The organism is Streptomyces sp. NPDC048349, assembly GCF_040651925.1.
Taxonomy (GTDB): Bacteria; Actinomycetota; Actinomycetes; order Streptomycetales; family Streptomycetaceae; genus Streptomyces.
Map to the genome: position 1 here is coordinate 113,054 of NZ_JBEZLA010000005.1, position 16,877 is coordinate 129,930.

Below are 16,877 nucleotides of genomic sequence, written 5' to 3' on the forward strand. Positions count from 1 at the left end.
ATGACCACCGCACCCACCGCGTTCCCGCCCGACACCACGCAGGGGCGGCCGCACGGTCCGGCGGCCCGCACGCGCCGCTCCGGCCGCACGCGCCGCTCCGGCCGCCCGCCCCGCGCCGGCCGCCTGCGCCGCGGCGCCCTGCCCTACCTCCTGCTGCTGCCCGCCCTGCTCCTCGAACTGCTCATCCACCTCGTCCCGATGGTGATGGGCATCCTCATGAGCTTCCGGGAGCTCACCCAGTTCTTCATCCGGGACTGGTCGCGCGCCCCCTGGACGGGCTTCGACAACTACGCACTCGCCGTCGACGTCAACCGGCCCGTCGGCGAGGCCCTCCTCGGCTCCTTCCTCACCACCTGCCTGTTCACCCTGCTCTCCGTCGGCCTGTGCTGGCTGCTCGGCACCGCCGCCGCCGTGTTCATGCAGGAGACCTTCCGCGGCCGCGGCGTCCTGCGCGCACTGTTCCTCGTCCCGTACGCCCTGCCCGCCTACGCGGCCGTGATCACCTGGGCGTTCATGTTCCAACGGGACAACGGGCTGGTGAACCACGTCCTGCACGACCAGCTCGGTCTGGGCGGAGCCGAGCACACCTTCTGGCTGCTCGGCGACAACAGCTTCTGGGCGCTGCTGACCGTGTCCGTCTGGAAGGGCTGGCCGTTCGCCTTCCTCATCGTGATGGCCGCCCTGCAGAACATCCCCAAGGACCTGTACGAGGCGGCCGCGCTGGACGGGGCCGGCATCTGGCAGCAGATCCGCCGGATCACCCTGCCCTCGGTCGGCGCGGTCAACCAGGTGCTCGTCCTGGTGCTGTTCCTGTGGACCTTCAACGACTTCAACACGCCGTTCGTGCTGTTCGGCAAGGCGGCCCCCGAGGCCGCCGACCTGATCTCCGTCCACATCTACCAGTCGAGCTTCGTCACCTGGAACTTCGGCGCCGGATCGGCCATGTCCGTGCTCCTGCTGCTGTTCCTCCTGCTGGTCACCGCCGGCTACCTGCTCCTGACCACCCGCGGCCGGAAGGATTCCGATGCCCGCTAGCGCCCGGGTCCGCAGCCCGCTCGACCCGCCCCGCTCCTTCCGGGTGGTCCGGGCCGTCTTCCTGACCCTGCTCTCCGGTTTCGTGCTGCTGCCCGTCTACGTGATGGTCACCAGTTCGCTCAAACCGCTGGGTGACGTGGCGGGCCGGTTCCGGTGGATCCCCACCGATCTCACCGTCCGGCCCTACATCGACATCTGGCACACCGTCCCGCTCGCCAGGTACTTCGTGAACTCCCTGATCGTGGCCGGCGCCGCCACCGTCTGCTCCGTGGTGATCGCCGTCTTCGCCGCCTACGCCGTCAGCCGCTACCGCTTCCGCGGCAAGCGCCTCTTCACGGTGACCGTGCTCTCCACCCAGATGTTCCCCGGGATCCTCTTCCTCCTCCCGCTGTTCCTGATCTTCGTCAACATCGGCAACAGCACCGGGGTCGCGCTCTACGGGTCCCGCGGCGGGCTCATCCTCACCTACCTCACCTTCTCCCTCCCCTTCTCCATCTGGATGCTCATCGGATACTTCGACTCGGTGCCCCGCGAACTCGACGAGGCCGCCACCGTCGACGGCTGCGGCCCGCTCGGCGCGCTCTTGCGGGTCGTGATCCCCGCAGCCGTGCCCGGCATCGTCGCCGTCGCCGTGTACGCCTTCATGACCGCCTGGGGCGAGGTGCTCTTCGCCTCGGTCATGACGAACGACACCACCCGCACCCTCGCCGTCGGACTGCAGGGCTACTCCACGCAGAACGACGTGTACTGGAACCAGATCATGGCCGCTTCGCTGGTCGTCAGCATCCCCGTCGTCGCCGGCTTCCTGCTGCTGCAGAAGTACCTGGTGGCCGGACTCACGGCAGGAGCCGTCAAATGACCCTTTCCGGAAGCCTTCCCCTGCCCGGGGCGCCCGCCGCGGACCGCTCAGTGGACCCCGGGGAACTCCCGTCCGGCCTCGACGCGCTCCCCGCCGGTCTCGACGCGCTGCCCGCCGGCCTCGACGCGCTGCCCCGCGACTTCGCCTGGGGCACCGCCACCTCCGCCTACCAGATCGAGGGCGCGGCCAGGGAGGACGGCCGCGGCCCCTCCATCTGGGACACCTTCAGCCGTGTCCCCGGCGCCGTCGACGGCGGCCACACCGGCGACACGGCCTGCGACCACTACCACCGCTGGCCGGACGACATCGCCCTGATGGGGCAGCTCGGCACCAACGCCTACCGGCTCTCCCTCGCCTGGCCGCGCGTCCTGCCCGGCGGCGACGGCCCCGTCAACGACAAGGGCCTCGACTTCTACGACCGGCTGACCGACGGGCTGCTCGCGGCCGGCATCGAGCCCAACATCACCCTCTACCACTGGGACCTGCCCCAGGCGCTCCAGGACCGCGGCGGCTGGCCCGAGCGCGCCACCGCCGAGCACTTCGCCGCGTACGCCGGTCTCGTGGCCGAACGCCTCGGCGACCGCGTCACCCAGTGGGCCACCCTGAACGAGCCGCTGTGCTCGGCCTGGATCGGCCACCTGGAGGGCCGGATGGCACCCGGCTGGACCGACCTCACCGCCGCCGTCCGCGCCTCCTACCACCTCCTGCTCGGCCACGGCCTGGCCGCTCAGGCCGTCCGCGCGGCCCGTCCCGCCGCCCGCATCGGCATCGTCAACAACCTCTCCACCGTCGAGCCCGCCACCGGCAGCGAGGCCGACCTGGCCGCCGCCCGGCGCATGGACGGTCACGTCAACCGCTGGTGGCTCGACCCGGTCCACGGCCGCGGCTTCCCCGCCGACATGCGCGAGGTCTACGGCGTCGACCTCCCCGAGCGCCCCGGCGACCTCGCCACCATCGCCGCCCCCCTCGACTGGATCGGCCTCAACTACTACTTCCCGCAGGTCGTCACCACCGACCCCACCGGTCCCGCGCCCTTCGCCCGTCAGATCGACCGGCCCGGAGTCCCGCGCACGGGCATGGACTGGGAGGTCGACGCCGACGGCCTCGAAACACTGATCATGCGCCTGCACGAGGAGTACGGGGACCGGTGCATCCACATCACCGAGAACGGCTCCTCGTACCCCGACACCGTCGCCCCCGACGGCCGCGTCCACGACCCCGAACGGGCCGCCTACCTCACCTCCCACCTGGCCGCCTGCGCCCGCGCGGCCGGCCGCGGCGCACCGGTGGCCGGCTACTACGCCTGGTCGCTGCTGGACAACTTCGAATGGGCCTACGGCTATGACAAGCGCTTCGGCCTGGTCCACGTGGACTACGCCACCCAGCGCCGCACCGTGAAGTCGAGCGGCCGCCGCTACGCCGAGATCATCGCCGCGCACCGCTCCGCCCGCTGAGGCCCCGTCCGCCGGGGCACCGCCGCACCGCGCCCGCCCCGCTTCTCGGGCCGGGCGCGGCGCGCGTGGTGGGATGGCCCCGGGGCGGGTCCAGCAGCTCACGGAGAGGTCGGGTACATGGCGCAGGGCAACACCATGCGAGGGATGGCGTACGAGACGTACGGCGGGACGGAGGTGCTCAAGGAGACCCGGCTCCCGGTGCCCAAGTTCGGCCCGGGCGAGGTCCTCGTCCGGGTGAAGTACGCCTCGGTCAACCCGGTCGACTGGAAGATCATGAGCGGTGGGCTCGACGCCCTGATGGACGTCGTGTATCCCGTGGTGCCCTGCTGGGACGTCTCCGGCACCGTCGAGCGGGTCGGGATCGACAGCCCGGAGTACGCCGAGGGCGACGAGGTCATGGCCTACGTCCGAAAGGACTACGTGCACGGCGGGACCTGCGCCGAGTTCGTCACCGTGCCCGTACGGGCCCTCGCGCACAAGCCCGCCTCGCTCGGCTGGGCCGAGGCGGCGGCCCTCCCGCTCGCCGGCCTCACCGCCTACCAGGTGCTGACCCGGCTGCGCACCGGCAAGGACGACACCGTCCTGATCCACGGCGCCGCCGGCGGAGTCGGCTCCTTCGGCGTGCAGATCGCCCGCGCCCTGGGGGCGCGGGTCATCGGCACCGCCTCCCCGCGCAACCACGACCGCGTACGCGAACTGGGCGCCGAGCCCGTGGAGTACGGGGACGGGCTCGCCGAGCGGGTCCTCGGCCTCGTCCCCGACGGCGCGACCGTCGTCGCGGACTTCGTCGGCGGTGTCCTCGACGTCACCCGCAGGGTGCTGCACGACGACGGCCGCCACGCCTCCATCGCCGATCCGACCGTGACCGGCTCGGGCGGCGAGTGGATGTGGGTGCGCCCCGTCGGCGAGGACCTGGCGGAACTGGCCCGGCTCGCGGACGCCGGACAGCTGAAGGTGACCGTCGCCGAGAGCTTCCCGCTGGCGGAACTGGCGACGGCCTTCGAGCTGAGCCAGGCCGGCCACACGGCGGGCAAGATCGTCATCGAGGTGTGAGGGGGGCGCCCTCCCGCCCGGGTCGCCCTCCCGCCCGGGTCGCCCTCCCGCCCGGGTCGCCCTCCCGGACGCGCGAGTGCGCGCCGCCCGTCGGGGACGGGCGGCGCGCCGAGGGGGAGGGCCGGGGGCAGCAGGCGTGCGGCGCCGGCCGGGGAACTGGTCGAAGTACCGGTCGGGCGGGTTCTCCCGGGAGGGGGTGAGCGGGACGGCCGCCGGGCCGCCCCGCTCCTTCCGGGGGTCAGGGATGGATCAGGGGAACGAGACGACGGTGGAGGGGACGGTCGTGGTGCCCGAGGTCGGGGCGCCGACACCGTTGATGACGTGTTCGTACTGGCCGTTGCCGCCCAGCGAGACCACGAGCAGGTCGTGGAAGCGCACGCCCGGCTTCACGGGGGCCTGGAAGCCGTGGTCCTGACGGATGGTCGGATCCACGTTGTAGTAGCAGTAGCTGCCCAGGCCCCAGCCTTCGTGGGTGTTCACGGAGTCGGCCACCTTGTAGGCCGCGTAGCCCTTGGTCGCACCGTTCTGGATGGCGGCCTGGTTGGGTGCGTCGTAGGCCTTCTCGTTCTGGAAGAAGATCGTGCGCCCGCGCTCGCCGTTCCACTCCACGTCGTACTTGTTGAAGTGCTCGACGAAGAGCCCGGTGGCCAGGACGTCGTCGCCGTTCACCCGGAACCCGTAGTCGGAGCGGTTGGTCTCCCAGCCCACCCCGTCGCCGTGGTCGGCCCGCCAGATCCAGGTGTGGTCGACGATCGTGTCGTGGTTGTTGATCACCATGCCGAGCGTGGCCTTGCCCGCGCCCGCGCCGCCGACCCGGATGAAGACGTCCTGCACGGTGGTCGGGTTCGCCGCGTGGTCCGTGGCGGCGCCGACCGGGCCGACCTCCAGCAGGCTGGGGGAGTTGACGGGGCCGGCGTCGATCAGGAAGCCGGCGAGCCGCACGCCGTCGACGTCGGCCACCTTCATCGCGGTCACCCCGTTGTCCGGGACGATCGTGGCGAGGCCGAGGCCCAGCACGACCGTGTCGGGACGGTTGACCTGGATGGTGCGGTCCACGTGGTAGACGCCGGGGGTGAACAGCAGGTGCAGGCCCTGGGCCAGCGCCGCGTTGATCGTCGCCGCGCTCGCACCCGGCTTGACCACGTAGAAGCGGCTGAGCGGGATGGAGCTCCCCTGAGGTGCCCCGTTGCCCCAGGAGGTGCCGCGGGCACCGGTGCGCTTCGCGGGGACGAAGACCTTGTACTCGCTGCCGTCCAGGTACAGGAAGGGCTTCTCACGCGAGACGGGGGTGGTGTCCAGGGTGGTGTAGGGCGGGTTCGGGAACGACTGCGCCGGCGCGCCCTGGGTCCCGGAGAACACCTGGTTCCACACCGCGTTGGACCAGCCGCCGATCGAGCTGTCCCGGGTGTACCACTGCTGCTGCGAGTAGTTGCCGATCTGGCCGTCGATCTTCGAGTCGGCGATGTAGCCGCCCGAGGCCCAGCCGTAGCCCGCGGGAGCCAGGTTGAGGCCGCCCTTGACGTGCATGCGGCGGAACGGCGCCGCCTGGGAGACGGCCCAGCGGTCGGTGCCGTTGACCGGGTTCAGCGCGAGGTTCTCGGCCGAACGCCAGAAGTTCTGGGTGGCGTTGCCGCCGAACCAGCCGGCGTCGACGGTCACGTCACCGTTGATCGTGGTGTCGTCGGGGCTGAGGCCGAGGCCGGAGACCGAGGTGTAGAAGCCGATCTGGGCGTTGAGGCCGTTGTACGTGCCCGGCTTGAACAGGAACTGGTAGCGGCCGGAGCCGAACTGCGCGGATTCCTGCAGGCGGAAGACCTCGTCGAGCTTGGCCTGGATGTTCGGGGTGGACGGGTCGAAGACGATCACGTTCGGGCCGAGGTCTCCGCCGCCGGGGATGGCCGGGTCGGTGCCGGCGGTGCCGTAGACCTGGAACTCCCAGAGGGAGTAGCCCCAGGCGGTGGAGCGCTGGGTGCCGTACACGCGGACGTAGCGGGCGGTGCCGGTGATGTCGTGGGTCTGGACGCCGCCGGTGCTCGCCGAGGTCTCGTGGGCGGTGGACCACTGGGTGCCGTCCGTGGACAGCTCGACCCGGTACGCCTTCGCGTACGCCGTCTCCCAGCGCAGGACCACCTGGCTCAGCCGGGCGGTGGCGCCGAGGTCCACCTGGATCCACTGCGGGTCGGCGAACTGGCTCGACCAGCGAGTGCCGTTGTCGCCGTCAACGGCTGCGCCGGCCGGGGTGCCGGCGCCCTCCACGCTGGAGGCGGTGGCGGGTTTGCCCTGCGACAGCAGCACGGGCGCGGCCTGGGCGGCGGTGCCCGGCAGCAGGACGAGGAGGGCCGCGACCAGTGCGGCGGCGAGCAACGCGGCCGTGAGCCGCGGAGGGCGATCGGAGAGGAGGGGCATGCGGGGTGCTCCTGACGTCATGGATCCGGGGGGATCGAAGCGTGAGTGAACTGCCCGCCGCCAGGGCCGTCAAGGGTTTTGGCGTTCACGAACTGAAGGCCAAACGGTATGTCAATCACCCATCAGGCCTCTGAACTCGGAGTTTCTTCAATCCTTGTGAAAAGTGTTGACGCAAAAAACTCGGCATGGCTCTACTGAGCTCTCACGGCTCCGTCCCGCCCTGCCCGCTGCTGCGGGGCGGAGCCAGGTCCGAGTTCGGGAAGTGTCCCTTCGGGGAGGCTCGTGGCTGCCGTGTGTTCGTTACTCGTCGACGGCCCGGTGCAGATCCGGTACCTCACCGCAGGCCGCCCAGGAGACCTCCACCCCCGCGAGGCCGCGCGACCACGACGCCGCGACGGCGGCCAGGCGCGCCGCGTCGGGCGGGGCAGCGCCCAGCCCGATCGCGTACCGGGCGAGGCCCGGGCCCCTTGCGAAGGGCCTCGGCCAGGCGTGCGCGTCCGCGCAGCCCGCCTCCTCCAGCGCCCCCAGCAGCGCCCGCATCCGGCCGCGCATGCGCCCCAGAGCCGCGTCGAACTCCGGCTCAGAGGGCGTCCGTACGGTCACCACCGCCCAGGCGGCGTGCCTGCGGTGCAGTGGCGGGGCGGTCATGACCGCGCCGAAGGCACCGGGACCGGCGTCCAGCAGTTCCCAGGCCCGGTACAGCTCCCGCACCAGGAGATCGCGCCCGCCCGGGCCCACCTGCGCGGTGCAGCTGCGGACCGGCTCGGAAGGGGTCAGGACGGTCACCGGATCCGGCCCGCCCGGGGCGGGCGGAGCGGGCGGCGGGGGCGAGGCGAGGCCGACCGGATCGCGCCAGTCCCAGGCCGCCCAGGTCCCGAAGAAGTCCGGCAGCAAGGCGTCCGGCGACAGGTCGGGGGCGGCCCGCACCGTGCGCGCCGCCATGACCGCCCAGGCCAGCCCCGGCAGTCCGCCGAACGGCGCCGAGTCCAGCCCGCGTACCCGGGCCCAGGCCTTGACCTCCCGCGCCAGCCGGGCGAAGGCGGCGTGTTGCGCGCCCACGAAGCGGCGAACCGTGTCGGCGTCGCTCACCGCGCTCAGCGCGACCGCGGCCTGCTCGCCCAGCTCCGCCCGGCGGGCCACCGCCTGCGCGGGATCCAGCGTGCCGGTGGCGACGAGCACCAGGTCGACGTCCAGTCCACCGGCGCTCAGCCGCAGCCCCGGCACCCGTGCGCCCTTCACCTCGCGCATGCGCACCGCCTCCGGCAACGCCGCCGCGACCCGCTCGCCTACCTCCGCGATGTCGGCGCCGCCCGGCACCGCCGCCACCAGGTCGAGGTCCGCTCCGGGCAGCGCACAGCCCATGCGGCGGGATCCGGCTACCCACACCGTCCCGTCGTCCAGCGCCTGCGCGATCCGGGCCGTGACCGAGGCGGCCCGGCCGTGCGGGTCGGCGTGGGGCAGGTCGAGGCGGGGCGGTGCGGGGTGGGCCGGTGCGGGGTGGGCCGGTTCGAGGCGGGGCGGTGCGGGGTGGGCCGGTTCGAGGCGGGGCGGTGCGGGGTGGAGCGGTGCGGCGTCGTGCCGTGCACGGGTGGCGCGTCCGGGGCCGGGCGGTTCGGCCCCGGCCGGGCAGGAGGGCTCCGGCAGCCACCGGACCCGGCCCGTCCCCAACTCCACGACCGCCCGCGGCCGCATGGGCCCGTCCCCGCGCCGCGAGAGCACGGTCAGCTCCCCGACCCGCGCGGACACTCCGGCGCCGAGGCGCGCGCCGAAATCGGCGACCGCCCGTTGCGGATCCCGGCTGCGCCCCAGCGTCAGATGCGGGGTGTAGCCCTCGGCGTGCTCCCGGCAGCCCGGGAACCGCCGCACCAGCGCCTGCCGCAGCCCCTTCCAGGGCGCCTCGCCGGCCGCCGCCGGATCCAGCCAGACGGTTGCGTCCTCCCGGTGCCCGAAGCCGTGCACCCCCTCCAGCCGCGCCGTGAACGCCGGTGTGTCCGCGGCCACTTCGGCCAACAGCGGCAAGGCCTCCTCGAACGAGGACTCGGGCACGAACCCGAAGATCAGGTTGACGTGCGCGGGCCAGCGGCCGGCCTGCGGGTCGTGCTCCCGCCGCAGTGCGTGCACCGCCTCCGGGAGCCCCGCCGGCAGCCAGGCCACCGCCGTGCGCGCCGTCGCCCGCGCGTCGAGCCGAGCGGGCCCGGCGCCCCCGAACTCCACGGTCGCCTCCACCCCGTAGTGGTCGGAGATGAACAGCCCGTCCGGGCCGGGCGCGTCGCCGCGCAGGGCCGCCCGGGTCACCCGCGCCCCGGATGCCCTCAGCAGGATCCGGTCCAGCCGCCCCGCCCGCCCCGACAGGGAGCCCACGGCGGCCAGCGGATTGGCCACAGGATCGAAGGTGGGTGTCCCGTCCGCGGCGCCGTGGACCTCGCTCCACGCGTCCCGCATGCCCAGAGCGGCGGCCGGGCCGTCGGCCCCCGAGCCGCCGTCGTTGAAGTCGCCGAGCAGCGCCACGGCGGCCTCCACTGCGCTCAACCCCTCGGCCAGCCGCGCCAGTTCGCTCCGCCGGTGGACCTCGCCGTTGTCGGTGTGATCGCTGGTCAGGTGGGTCGCGGCGATGACGAGGGGGCCGGCTGCGGTGTCCACCGTCACGGCGGTGACCGCCTTGTGCGGGCCGAGGGCGTGCAGCCCCGCCTCCCGCACCGGCAGCCGGCTCAGCACCAGCAGCCCGCACTCGGTGACGTCCCGGCCGCCCGGATCCGTGCCGAGGGTGTACCCGGCCCGCACCCAGTCCGCCGCCAGCAGGATCCGCAGCAGCTCGGGTTCGGCCTCCTGCAGCGCGATGACGTCGGCGTCGGCGGACGCCAGGTCGGCCAGCAGCAGCGGCCTGCGCCGGGCGGTCGCGATCCGCGGGCCGTCGTACCGGTCCCAGAGGGTGTTCCAGGTCAGCAGCCGCACCGCGGCGGGTGCCTCGGCCTCGGCCCCGGCCCCGCCGCTGCCAGGGCCAGGGCCAGGGCCCGGAGTCGGGGCCGGTCGCCAGGCGCCGCCGTCGGCCGGATCCCAGGCGTGCGGGGTCCGGGCGGTGAAGAACGGCGCCCGCAGCAGGCGCGGGTCGCGCACCCGCCCGGCGGTGGTGGCGTCGATCCGGTCCACCCCCGTGGCCCGGTCCCACACCCGCTCCCCGTCCGCCTCGACGAACAGCACCCGGTGCCACGGGATGTCGCCGCCGGGGACGAACGACGGCAGCGGCACGCGCTTGGGCGCGGCTCCGCGCTGGAGCAGCCCGAGGACGAACCGGGCGGGATCGAACCGCGGGTCCCAGCGGACCTGGTGGTAGAGCTCCTCACTGGTGCGCATCACAGCTCCCCGCCCTGCGGCGCGGCCAGGGTGCCGGCCGTGTCCTCGATGGTCCCGCCCGCGCCGATGTACCAGGTCCGGTGGGCCTCACCTGCGTACGGCGGGCTGAAGCGGTGCAGCTGCGACTCCAGCACCTGCGGCGGAACCGGATGCGGGCGCACCGCGTTGCGCCGGCGCAGCTCCTCCTCGTCGACCAGTACGACGGCATGGGTGACGAGCGCGTCGTGGCGGCGCGCGACCGAGCCGGCCAGTGCGCGCTGCCGGCCGGTGAGCGAGGTGGCGTCCCACACCACGGTGCCTCCGCGGGCCAGTGCGGCACCGAGCCGGTCGAGGCCCTCGCCGAGCACCTCCGCGTTGGCGCGCTGGTCCGCCCGGGAACCCCGGGCGGCCCGCAGGTCGTCGAGACCGATGCAGGTGTCCACGCCGGACAGGGCGCGGCCGAAGGTGCTCTTGCCGCTGCCCGAGGGCCCGCACAGCTGCACCAGCCGGGGAAACGTCCCCTCACGCCAGCGCCAGGTCGCCGCCACCGCCTCCTGCGCCGTGGCGATCCGCCCCTGCGCGAAAGACCGGCGCGCCTCGGCCCAGCAGCGGTCGCCCGCGTCGGGACCGAGCGCGGCCAGCGCCTCCCGCAGCTCCGTGCGCAGGGCGCCGAGCGGGTCGGGGCCGAGCAGCCCCGCCTCCTCGGCGCACAGCGCGGACCACTCCACGCATTCGAGGGCCTGAGCGTCACCGGCCGTCACGGCGGCGAGGGCGTGCAGCACCCCCGGATCGGCCGCGGCGGCCATCCGCACCAGCCCGGCCCGCCGCTCCGCGTCGGGGAACGGCCGCTGGAGGTACGGGTACAGCCCGACCAGGTCCGACACGCGCCGCGCGAGCCCCATCCCGAGCGGGCCCGCCGCGAGACGCGCCGCGATCCCGGCGCGCGGCGCGCGGTGCAGTACGGCGGCCAGTACCCCGGCCAGCCGGTCCTCGCCGGTCCGCCCCAACGCGTCGAGCCGCGCCGTGACGTCGGCGCACACCTCGGCGGCCGGCACCGCGCCGGCCCGGTCGGTCCCGTCGGTCTGCCCGGTTTCGCCGCTCTGCGGAGCACCCGCCCATCCGGCCGCTGCCGCCAGCTGCGCCGCGTCCGCCTCGGCCCCGGACCTGACCGCCCACAACGGGGCCGCCGGACCGAGCCCGTTCGGCACCACCGGCGCGAACATCCAGTGCGTGCCCGTCCGGACGTGCCCGCCGCGCACCCACTTGGCCACGCGGCGGCCGAAGTCCCCGTACGCGAAGCCGTCCACCGTCCGTACGACGTAGCCCTCCTGGCGTGCGGTGTCGACCTTCAGCCTGCGCAGCGCGCGCTCGTCGAAAGTGCCGCGCCACAGGACGCGCGGGGTGGGCACGCCGAGCCCGCGCAGGAACCGTACGGTCCCGTCCCAGTCCAGGCAGTGCTCCCCGTCCCACACCGAGAACCCGTAGAACCAGCTGTCGAGGTCCTCGTACGCGAGCGAATGCCGCGCGTACAGGTTCTCCCCGCACACCCGCCGGCCGGCCGGGATGCGCGCGGCGATCCGGCCCTGGAGGCCCTTGACCCACGCCCGGGAGGGATGGTGGGCCGAGTCGAGCGACCGCGCGTGCAGGCCGTCCGCGTACAGGGTGGTGTTCTCCCCGTCGAGCTTCTCGGTCACCACGACCTCACGCCCGGCCAGACCCTCGAACGCCCCCGGCCCGGCCACCCGGACATCGTCCGCCGTGGCCCCGGGGGACCACGGCAGATGGGGCGTACGGGGATAGTGCGTGCGCATGATCGGCTCCTGCTGGACTACGTGGGTGCCCGTCACCCTACGTATCCGCCGTGGCCTCCTCCATCGAATAACGGGTCGGCGGCCGCCCGCGTTCCTTCCCCGCCGTGCTGTCGCCCGCCGGCCGGGTCCTTCAGCGGCACAGGGCCACGATGGAGGGCGACACCGTGCCCCGCGCCGCCTCGCACAGCGCGGTCATGTCGTACGTGCGCTGCGGCGCGGCGGGCCGGGTCGCGGCCTTCGCCGGGGCGCGCTTGCGGGGCTTGGCCGGTTCGCCGGGTCGTACGGGGCGTGCCGGGCGTGCCGGGTGAGCGGGGTGAGCGGGGCGTACGGGCTTGGCGGCCCGGGGCGGCCGAGCGGGCCGCTCCTGCCCGGCCACGGCGGGTACGGGTACGGGCGCGGGTGGCGCGGACGGCGGGGCGGGCTCCGGGGTGACCGGCAGGTGGCCTAACGGCCAGGCGTCCGGGGCCGGTTGCCGTGGTTCGGGGCGGACCGCCGGATGCCCCGGGCGCGGAGCGTCCGGGGCAGCGGCGGGGCGCACCGTCACGCATCCGGTGGCCAGGGTGAGCGAGGCGAGGGTCAGGGTCAGGGTCCGGCACAGCTGCATCCGCCCACCCTGCCGCACGGCCCCCGGCGAAGCCGCCCCCATCACCCGTACGGGTGCGCGTCCTTGCCCGCCGCCCGGGCCCCGCCGCGGGGCCGGGTCGCCAGGCGGAGGGCGTGTTCCAGGGGGCCGCGGCGCAGGGGTGTGCCGGCGTAGGCGCGCTGCCAGGCCCAGGTCAGGGCGAGGGCGGCGGCGCTGAAGCCCAGCCAGGCGGACCAGGACGACGCGCCGTGGGCCGGACCGGCCAGGACCAGGGCGTGGACCACGTACGCGCTCAGCGCCATGGCTCCGAGCACGGCCACCGGGCTCAGCAGGCGGGCGCCCAGCCGACGCCGGACGGCGAGGGCGCACAGGCCGATGAGGGCGCAGCCGACGCCGGCGTTGCCGAGGGTCTCGAGCGGGGTCTGGCTGTACGGATCGGCCAGGAGCAGCCAGTCCCAGGAGGTGCTGGGCACGGCGCCGTACTGGCCGCGCAGCACTTCGCGCACCGGGTCGGCGGCGCTCGCGGCTTCCGGGTGGTGGACGGCGATCGCCGCGAGGAGCCGCTCCCGGGCCCCGAACACGTGAGTGGCGAGCCAGGCCGAGCCGTAGCCCGCCGCGGCCGCGGCAGTGCCCCACCCCGCCATGCGCAGCGCCACCGGCCGCTCCCGCACGTCGCACAGACGGGCCAGCGCCATCCCGGCCAGGACGTACGGGAGGTAGGTGGCGAGCGGATACGCGCCGGTGAGCAGCAGCTCACAGAGCACCGTGCCCAGGCCGGCCCAACTGGTCAGATCGGTGGCCTCGGGGACCAGGCCGCGCCCGGAGGCCCCGTATCCGAACACCGGGCCGAGCAGGAAGGACAGCAGGGGGCCCGCCACCACCGAGGCCCCCGCGACGGCCGTCAGGACCGGGGTGGAGAGCCGGGTGAAGGGTTCGGCGGCGAGGAAGTAGACGGAGAAGAAGGCCAGGATGACCAGGATCCCGGGCCACAGCGAGGCCAGGAACAGGCCGAGCACGGCCAGGACGGCGGAGCGGATCAGCAGCGGGCGGTAGCGCCCGGTCCAGCCCGCGGGCCGCGCCGTGGGGTCCGGGCCGCGCTGGGCGAGGACCAGGGAGAAGCCGGCGAGAAGGGTGAACAGCGCCGGTGCGCGTCCGTCGGCCGCCACGATCAGGTAGCCGGCACCTTCGGGCCGGGCGCCGGGGCCGACGTGCACGGCGAACATGCCGAGGACGGCGAGCCCGCGGACGGCGTCGACTCCGGCGAGCCTGACCGAACCGGCGTGCCCCGGACCTGCGTTCCCGATCCCGGCCTTCCGCGGGCCGGCCTTCCCGATCCCGGCCTCCCGCGGACCGGCCTTGCCCGCACCGGGGCTCTCCGTCCTGCTCACGCGCCGGCCGCCGCCCGGGCGAGCCCTGGCACGGTGCACCGTCTTCCGGCGTCCGCCCGGGTGCCCGTACGGGTGGCGCGTCGCATGCAGGGCTCCTCGGTCCGGTGCGGTGACGTGGTCGGACCGGCGGTTTTCAGGCCGCCAGTCCGCCACCGGAACGTAGCAGGGAGCGCATAACCAGGTAATAAGGAGGTATGGGGACGGTAAAGCGCCAGGGGCTTCGCCGAGTGCCCGAGGCCGGCCCGCTGCCGTAACCAGGAGGCCGCGCCCGCTGTTGCACAGGCGGCGGGTCCCCCCACGGTGAACGGAGTCCCGATGCCGCAACTGACCGACGAGGCCGCCCCCGAAGCGGTCCTGTCCGGCGCTGCCGCAACCGGCCAGGTCGCAACCGGCGATGCCGCAACCGGCGACGTCGCGCCGGACACCGCCGTGTCCGGCGCGGCCGTGTCCGGCGCCGCCGTACGTGCCGGGTCCGCGCCCGGCCGTGACAGCGCGGCCGGGACCTGGATGACCCCCGAGGCGTACGGTGCCTCGCGCGCAGCGCTGTGGACCGGAGCCGTGGTCCTCGTCACCGACACGGACGGCCGGATCCTCGTACAGAGCGTCGACTACCGGTCCGACCGCCTCCTGCCCGGCGGGGCCGTGGACGCGGGGGAGTCGCCCTCTGCCGCGGCGGCCCGGGAGGTGCGCGAGGAGCTCGGCGTCGACGGCCGCTACCCGCGCGGCCTCGCCGTGGACTGGATCCCGGCCGACACTCCGGGCTTCCCGGCCGCGATGGGCTTCCCCGGCGAGATCCTCCACGTGTACGACGGCGGCACCTGGACGCCGGACCGGATCACGGCCGTCCGCCTCCCCGCCCAGGAGGTCACCGGCATCCACTTCGCCGAGCCGGCCGACCTGCCCGCCCTGATGGACGCGGGCGACGCCCGCCGCGCGCTGTCCGCGCTGCGGGCCCGCATCAACGGTTCCGGCGCCGCCCTGCTGGAAGACGGCCGGCCCACCGTGCCCACCGCACTCGACCGGCTCGGGGTCCTGCGCACCCGCAGGACCCCGCTGCACGGCGCGTGGCACGCGGGCCCCGTGCCCGCGCGGCTGCCCGTACGCGACGGCCGGGGCTGGCTGTTCGCCCCCGACGGGCGGGTGCTGCTCCTGATCGCCCGCGCCACCGGCGCGGCCCACCTCCCGCCCCCGACGGCCGCCCCGGTGGCCGGGGCCTTCCCGCTCGGCTACCGGTACGGCGACGGTGGCCGCGGTGACGGCCCGGGCGACGCGGAGACCGGGGCCCACGCCCGCACCGCGGCCCGTCTGACGGGTCTGCCGCCGGCCGCGGACCCCGCCTACGCCCGCCTGCTGGCCACCCCCGAGCAGGTCCGCGAACTGAGCGACTGGGGACCGGCGGGCGCCCACGAGCTCGCGGCGGTCCACGCGGCCCGCACCCGTCTCTGCCTCCCGGCCCCCACCCGGACCCCGCCCACGGAACTCCCGGAATCGGCGACCCGCTGGTGACCCGGCCCTCCCGGCCGCGGCCGTCGCCATGATCGGGAAATCCGGCGTCCTGCGCCGGCGGTCCCGCAGCATGGGGCCATGAGCGACAGTGCGATCACCTACACCCTGTACATCCAGGCCGATCCCGCCCGGGTCTGGCAGGCCCTCACCGAACCTGCCTTCACCCGCCGGTACTGGGGCCTGAGCTTCGAGACCGACTGGGCGGTGGGCTCGCAGATGGCCTGGGTCGAACGCGGGGCCCGTACCAGCGACCCCGAGCAGGTGGTCCTGGACTGCATCCCGGACCGCCTGCTCTCCTACACCTGGCACACCTTCAGCCCGCAGTGGGCGGCCTCGGCCGGGATCGACGAAGAGCTGCGGGCCCAACTGGCCGGGGAGCGGCGCACGAAGGTGACGTACGAGATCGAGCCGGTCGGCGACACCCTCGCGCGGCTGACCATCCTCCACGAGGACTTCCAGCCCGGCGGCACCCTGATCGGCATGTGCGGCCGGGCCTGGCCGATGCTCGCCTCCAGCCTCAAGACCCTCCTGGAGACCGGCGCCCCGCTGCCCGAGCCGGAGGAGGAGCCCCGCGAGACCGACGGCGCCTGACTCCCGCCGGCGGGCCACGGCCCCGGAGAGCCGTCCGTGGCCCGCACGGCACCGGCTCCCGGCGGCCCGCCCGAACGCGTGTGCCCCGCGCCTGGGATCATGTGTACCCCACATGAACCAGGAGCACCGCCATGGCACTTGAAGGCCTTCGCGTCGCCGGCACGCTGACCGGGATCCTGCACGACGCCGCGCACGGGCGCTTCCCGCCGCCCGACGGCGGGACCACCGTCGTACCCCAGGAGAACCGGCGCGACGCGGGGGTCATCGCCTTCACCGCGCATTCCGTGGTGTTCACCGACGAGGACCCGCAGTGGGTGCGCTCCACCCTCGCCGCCGTCGAGTGCGACGACCTCGCGGCCACCCTGCACGCGCGCTTCCTGACGGCGCTGCTGGACCGTACGGGCCGCACCACGGATACGGTCGACCTGCTCACCGTCGCGGGGGCGCTGCCCGGCGAACCCCCGCTGGAGCTCCGCGAGATCGCCGACCCCGACCACCCCCGGGTCCAGCGCGCCCTGCGCCGCCGCGACGACGTGCGGGTCTGGGCGGCCGACGGCGGAGTCCTCGTCCTCGGCCGGGGCGTCGCCGGGCGCTGGGAGACGGCGATCGAGGTCGACGAGGACGTCCGCCACCGGGGTCTGGGCCGGGAACTGGCCCGGGCCGCCCGCCACCTCGTCCCCGACGGGCAGCCGGTCTGGTCGCAACAGGCCACGGGCAACGCCCGCAGCGTCCGCGCCTTCCAGGCCGCCGGCTACCGGCCGGTCGGCGCGGAGGCCCTGCTGCTGGCCCCCGTGGCCGCCGGCGCGCCCTGACCGGACCCTGACAACGCACCCCTGACCGCCGGCCGTCCGGGGAGGTCGT

General features: G+C 74.7%; 12 protein-coding genes. 7 read left to right on the forward strand and 5 right to left on the reverse strand.

Annotation, left to right across the window (positions count from 1 at the left end; genetic code table 11):
* From AB0D44_RS05485 to AB0D44_RS05500, 4 genes are all read left to right on the forward strand, one after another.
* Entirely contained in the window at nt 1-1,035 is a 1,035-nt protein-coding gene (locus AB0D44_RS05485) for a sugar ABC transporter permease (RefSeq protein WP_362584745.1), read from the forward strand.
* Nucleotides 1,025-1,894: a carbohydrate ABC transporter permease gene (locus AB0D44_RS05490; RefSeq protein ID WP_362584748.1), complete on the forward strand. Its 870-nt coding sequence runs from the start codon at nt 1,025-1,027 to the stop codon at nt 1,892-1,894. Before AB0D44_RS05485 ends, AB0D44_RS05490 begins: the two co-directional genes overlap by 11 nt.
* A gap of 107 nt (nt 1,895-2,001) precedes the next feature.
* On the forward strand, nt 2,002-3,348 hold the full coding sequence (locus AB0D44_RS05495) for a GH1 family beta-glucosidase (protein WP_362584886.1): 1,347 nt from the start codon (nt 2,002-2,004) through the stop codon (nt 3,346-3,348).
* Between the two features lie 135 nt (nt 3,349-3,483).
* A complete protein-coding gene (locus AB0D44_RS05500; RefSeq protein WP_362584889.1) occupies nt 3,484-4,401 on the forward strand; it encodes an NADP-dependent oxidoreductase in 918 nt (305 codons plus the stop codon).
* A gap of 249 nt (nt 4,402-4,650) precedes the next feature.
* Here the strand turns inward: AB0D44_RS05500 and AB0D44_RS05505 are convergent, their stop codons facing one another.
* From AB0D44_RS05505 to AB0D44_RS05525, 5 genes are all read right to left on the reverse strand, one after another.
* Nucleotides 4,651-6,807 carry a discoidin domain-containing protein gene (locus tag AB0D44_RS05505; protein WP_362584751.1) on the reverse strand — a complete coding sequence of 719 codons (2,157 nt, stop codon included), beginning with the start codon at nt 6,805-6,807 and terminating at the stop codon, nt 4,651-4,653.
* Between the two features lie 300 nt (nt 6,808-7,107).
* Complete coding sequence (locus AB0D44_RS05510; RefSeq protein ID WP_362584754.1) at nt 7,108-10,158, reverse strand: poly(A) polymerase; 3,051 nt, start codon at nt 10,156-10,158, stop codon at nt 7,108-7,110.
* Nucleotides 10,158-11,948, reverse strand: coding sequence for an RNA ligase family protein (locus AB0D44_RS05515; protein ID WP_362584757.1), 1,791 nt, complete (start codon nt 11,946-11,948; stop codon nt 10,158-10,160). The genes AB0D44_RS05510 and AB0D44_RS05515 overlap by 1 nt, the downstream gene beginning before the upstream one ends.
* A 130-nt stretch (nt 11,949-12,078) precedes the next feature.
* Nucleotides 12,079-12,552 (reverse strand): hypothetical protein, encoded by a 474-nt coding sequence (locus AB0D44_RS05520; protein ID WP_362584759.1) that lies wholly within the window; start codon nt 12,550-12,552, stop codon nt 12,079-12,081.
* 41 nt (nt 12,553-12,593) lie between these two features.
* Entirely contained in the window at nt 12,594-13,919 is a 1,326-nt protein-coding gene (locus AB0D44_RS05525; protein ID WP_362584762.1) for a DUF418 domain-containing protein, read from the reverse strand.
* 315 nt (nt 13,920-14,234) lie between these two features.
* On the opposite strand from AB0D44_RS05525, the gene AB0D44_RS05530 reads away from it, so the two are divergent.
* From AB0D44_RS05530 to AB0D44_RS05540, 3 genes are all read left to right on the forward strand, one after another.
* A complete protein-coding gene (locus tag AB0D44_RS05530) occupies nt 14,235-15,425 on the forward strand; it encodes an NUDIX hydrolase (protein ID WP_362584765.1) in 1,191 nt (396 codons plus the stop codon).
* 78 nt (nt 15,426-15,503) lie between these two features.
* Complete coding sequence (locus AB0D44_RS05535; protein ID WP_362584767.1) at nt 15,504-16,016, forward strand: SRPBCC family protein; 513 nt, start codon at nt 15,504-15,506, stop codon at nt 16,014-16,016.
* Nucleotides 16,017-16,147: 131 nt separating this feature from the next.
* Nucleotides 16,148-16,828, forward strand: coding sequence for a GNAT family N-acetyltransferase (locus tag AB0D44_RS05540; RefSeq protein WP_362584770.1), 681 nt, complete (start codon nt 16,148-16,150; stop codon nt 16,826-16,828).
* The last annotated feature ends 49 nt before the right edge of the window (nt 16,829-16,877 follow it).